4 protein-coding genes are annotated in these 3619 nt (G+C 44.3%); 3 read left to right on the plus strand and 1 reads right to left on the minus strand.

The genetic code is table 11. The features are described from left to right. Together ACH2DQ_RS06245 and ACH2DQ_RS06250 are read left to right on the plus strand one after the other, a co-directional pair. A partial coding sequence (locus ACH2DQ_RS06245) for a hypothetical protein (RefSeq protein WP_395025998.1) occupies positions 1-295 on the plus strand: 295 nt, incomplete at its 5' end. Between the two features lie 21 nt (positions 296-316). Continuing rightward, positions 317-610, plus strand: coding sequence for an amidohydrolase family protein (locus tag ACH2DQ_RS06250; RefSeq protein WP_395026002.1), 294 nt, complete (start codon positions 317-319; stop codon positions 608-610). 28 nt (positions 611-638) lie between these two features. Here ACH2DQ_RS06250 and ACH2DQ_RS06255 read toward each other — a convergent pair whose 3' ends face one another. Next, positions 639-1364: a DUF554 domain-containing protein gene (locus tag ACH2DQ_RS06255; RefSeq protein ID WP_394915871.1), complete on the minus strand. Its 726-nt coding sequence runs from the start codon at positions 1362-1364 to the stop codon at positions 639-641. Between the two features lie 209 nt (positions 1365-1573). Here ACH2DQ_RS06255 and ACH2DQ_RS06260 point away from each other — a divergent pair, with 209 nt between their 5' ends. Continuing rightward, the gene (locus ACH2DQ_RS06260) at positions 1574-3373 is read left to right on the plus strand and encodes a serine hydrolase domain-containing protein (protein WP_395026000.1); all 1800 of its coding nucleotides are present in this window, start codon (positions 1574-1576) and stop codon (positions 3371-3373) included. Positions 3374-3619 lie beyond the last annotated feature (246 nt).

A 3619-nucleotide genomic window follows, 5' to 3' on the forward strand; every position in this document is an offset into this window, starting at 1 on the left:
GCCCCGAATTTTGCCCTTTACCAGTCCGGATTTCACACTTCCGAAAGAAGAAATGCAGGAAAAGCTTCGAAAAGATATCAGAATGGGCGCAAGAGGCTTAAAACTGCATCCGATTCTGCAAAATGTAAGTCTTACGGATGAGCGCACTTATGCAGCAGTTGAGGTCTTTGGGGAATTAAGGCTGCCGGTAACTGCACATTGCGGAGTAAATGATTATTATAAACCGGGCAGCCCCTATCAGAATATAGCACCAAAGGAGTATGGAGCCCTTCACTATATGCTGGCATTGATTTAACGCTATCCTCAGTATATTCTAATACCGGCACATGCTGGCGGGGAATGCGGAAAGGAATATCTGGAATTGGCGGAAGCGGTTCGAAAGCATAAATGGGAGCATGTATATACAGACACTTCCTTTAAGGGGGCAGAGGTAATGAAAGACCTGACAGAATTAATGGGAGAGGACAAGATCCTGTTTGGGACAGACTATCCGTTTGGAGAAGTAGAAGCTTCTATAGAGCAATGTAAAAAGGCATTTTCCGGTAAAGAAGATGTGGCAGATAAAGTATTTTACCGGAATGCCGCAGTGCTTTTGGGGTTAATGTCATAAGTGATTTTCACAGCCGGTACTGCCCATGCTACCAAAAGACTGTATAGACAGCATAGAGAACCGGAATGAGTAAGGCTGGCAGCATATTGCCGACCCGGAACTTCTTGCCAAAAGCAATGTTGATGCCCACGCAGAAAATCAACGCAGACCCTATGTAAGAGAGATTGGCGATCAGTTCTTCTGCCACAAAGTATCCGGCAAAATGGGCAGCCAGAGTGATGCAGCCTTCATAAACCAGGATGGCTAGTGCGGAACACATTACACCAATGCCGTAAGTAGAAGCCAGAACCACTACAATTACAAAATCCAGTACGGCTTTGGCAGCAAGCATGGAGAAGTCTCCGTTTAATCCATCCTGTATGGAGCCTACAATTGCCATAGCGCCCACGCAGATGATCAGAGAAGTATTTACAAAGCCTTCCACAAAACGACTGTCGTTTTCGGCATGGAAGGCATTTTTTAATTTATCACCCAGTTGTTCCATACGTTTTTCAATATTGATGATTTCTCCCAACAGGCATCCAAGAACCAGGGAAAAGATCAGCATCATGCTGCCTTTGGTCTGGATCACGCCGTTTTGGAACTCCAGCATTCCCTGTAATGTGCCGCTGATACCGATGAATATGGTAGCGACTCCGCATGCACACATCAGGGATGCCTGCAGTTCTTTTTTTATGCCCTTGTGCAGAAAAAGACCGATTCCGCTTCCGGCTATCACAGCAATGGTGTTAATCAGTGTACCTATACCAAACATGAATGTAATCCTCCAACTTTTGTAAACATCATTAAGGAAGATTATAACATCAGTTATGATGTTTGGAAAACAAATTTTAGAATAAGCATATAAAAATTTTATACTTTTTTATGCAAAATATTATTTTTTAAAGGTAGTATATGAAGTTTTTCCATACTATAATCATAGAGTAGGAATGAATGGCGTATGAAAGAGCAAAGGAGTACAACATGACGAAAGAACAGATGGCGGTTTTTGAACTAATCTGGAATTTAATAAAAGGGAAAACAGATCGCAGTAAAGTTGATTTTACCCCGCAGAAGATTCCCTTTCCGGAGGAAATACCTTATGAACAGGCATTTATGCGGGCGGTTCCGGAAACTCAGGGAATTTCATCTGCAATGATCAGGGATCTGATAGAAGAGCTTAGAAGTAATGAAGGAATTAATATGCATCATATCATGATATTGAGAAATGGCTGTGTCATCGGAGAAACCAGTTTTGCGCCATACAGACAGGGGATGTGGCATATCACCCACTCCATGTGCAAGAGCATAACCGGAATGGCAGTGGGATTGCTGGTGGCTGAGGGCAGACTGGAGCTGGATGACCGGATTCATGATATCTTTGCGAAGAAAAATATATTGGGCGGGCTGTTCCGCCAAAAAAATGTTACGGTCAGGGATCTGCTGACCATGACCAGCGGCATTGTCTATAATGAGGCAGGTGCACTTTCCGGCAATGAATGGTCGAAAAGCTTTCTGGAGTCCTCTGTTAAAGGGACATCAGGGACGGTGTTCGACTATAACAGCATGAATACCTATATGCTGTCTGCGATTGTAACCGAGATCACCGGTGAAACGCTGACGGAATACCTGACGCCCCGGCTGTTTGAGCCACTGGGAATCACAAAGTTTTTCTGGGAGACCTGCCCGAAAGGGATTACAAAGGGAGGCTGGGGACTTTTTCTGCTGCCGGAGGATGCAGCAAAGCTGGGACAGTTATACCTTCAGCAGGGAAAATGGCTGGACCGTCAGATTATACCGGCTGAATGGGTAAAGGAATCCACAACGAAACAGGTGGATACGCCCCCGGAGAAAGGCGGCAATGGATATGGTTACCAGATCTGGATGGGAGGCAGACCAGGGAGCTTTTTATTTAATGGGATGCTTGGACAAAATGTTATCGTATACCCAGACCTTCAAATGGTCATCGTGGCACATGCCGGAAGCAGGGAAATATTTCAGAAATCCACCCTTATGGATGTGATCGGCAGATATTTTGAAAATGATTTTGTGCCGGGAAACGGTAAGGAAACCGTTTTGCCAGAAGAAAACATGGATTATGGCAGGCTCTTAAGCATAGAAGAGGCGGCCAGAGGCGTTAAAGAAAATCTTCCGCTGATTGAAAAGGGAGGATGGAACCGCCGCTGTATACATAAAAAGAGAAGACAGCCCAGGCAGAAGTTTGAACCGGATGACAGACAATGGGCTGCAGGCAGGGTATACGATATGGAGCAGAAGCATGTGGGGCTTGCACCTTTAATGCTCCAGGTGCTGCACAATAATTATTCCGAGGGCATTAGCCGGATGGGATTTCTCATGGACAGTGGAAGATTTTATCTGGAAATACAAGAAGGCGAAGACAATCACAAAATTGAAATTGGATTTCAGGGAGCCAGAACAACCGCCGTTAAACTGCATGAAGAAGAATATCTGGTAGCTGCAGAGGGAAAATTTTCGACGGATGAAGAGAACCGAAGGGTTTTGAAAATCAGGATTACCTTTTTAGAAGAAGCCGTAAGCAGAGAAGTGAAATTTTATTTCCGAAACGAGGAAGCAGAAATCCGCTGGAATGAAACTCCCGGGAAAGATGTCATCATGAAGGGGCTGGATTCATTTGCGGCTATGCCTACGGATAACCTTATTATTAATAATCTGAGAGGGATGGTAAATCCGGAACTGTTTTATTTTCTGATAGAAAGAACCATTCAGCCAATTGTAACCGGGCATCTGACTGTCACCATTTAGTCCGCTGAAGGTTTAGCTGCTTTATACTACTCGTTTTCAGCATGACTCTGGGGCTATAGAAGGATGTTCTACTGGATGCAGTGTAGTATGTTTCGGTTGTTTATGTGTAAAAGAGGATGAAAATTTACTCCTGTTACTGATCACAGAATAAAAAACAAATCCTGTTCTCAAGATCAGTGACTTTACACCAGTTGTTTTACACCAATTGCGTCCAGAATGCCACAACCCCAGGGTCCCAACATGCTG

The sequence above is a fragment of the Robinsoniella sp. genome, assembly GCF_034124845.1.